The 641-nt window shown below is 59.4% G+C and carries 1 protein-coding gene; it reads left to right on the top strand.

Annotated features, from left to right (window positions below; translation table 11 throughout):
- The coding region (locus ACU8YC_RS25490) for a carbohydrate porin (protein ID WP_446896031.1) at positions 1-583 on the top strand (583 nt) is incomplete at its 5' end.
- Positions 584-641 lie beyond the last annotated feature (58 nt).

Here is a 641-nt window from a genome sequence, read left to right as displayed (position 1 = left end):
GCTCCCGATCCTCGACCAGCCGGGAAGGCTGAGGATCGGCGCGTTCTCGCACGAGGGACGTACCGCCAACTACCGGCAGGTGGTCGCGCTCGCGGACTCGATCGACATCCCCGACGTCAACACGGCCGTGAACCTCAGCCGGAGAACCCGCAACAAACGGGGCGCCTACATCAATCTCGAACAGGCGCTCACGCCGGAGATCGGCCTGTTCGCCCGGGTCAGCGCCGCCGATGGCCGCAATGAGAACCTCTCCTTCACCGATGTCGATCGGAGCGCCTCCGGTGGGTTCTCGTTCAAGGGCTCCCTGTGGGAGCGACCGAGCGACACGATTGGCATCGGCGCGATGATCAACGGCCTGTCGCGCGCGCATCGGGACTACTTTGCCGCAGGCGGCCTCGGCCTCGTGATCGGTGACGGGCAGTTGCGTTACGGGCCAGAGCGCGGCATCGAGACCTACTATGCGCTGGGTTTGACAAACACGGTGACAGTGTCGTTCGACTATCAGTTCATCGACAATCCTGGTTACAATAAGGATCGCGGCCCAGCCAATTTTTTCAGTAGTCGTCTACACATCGATTTTTAGTTTCTATTTTTGAAATTCACAACCAGTCCAGATGTATATGCCTCACATACTCTGAATC

Source organism: Citrobacter sp. VF227, assembly GCF_052950715.1.
Note: the sequence above shows the minus strand (reverse complement) of the source record. Positions and strands in the feature narration are given on the sequence as shown.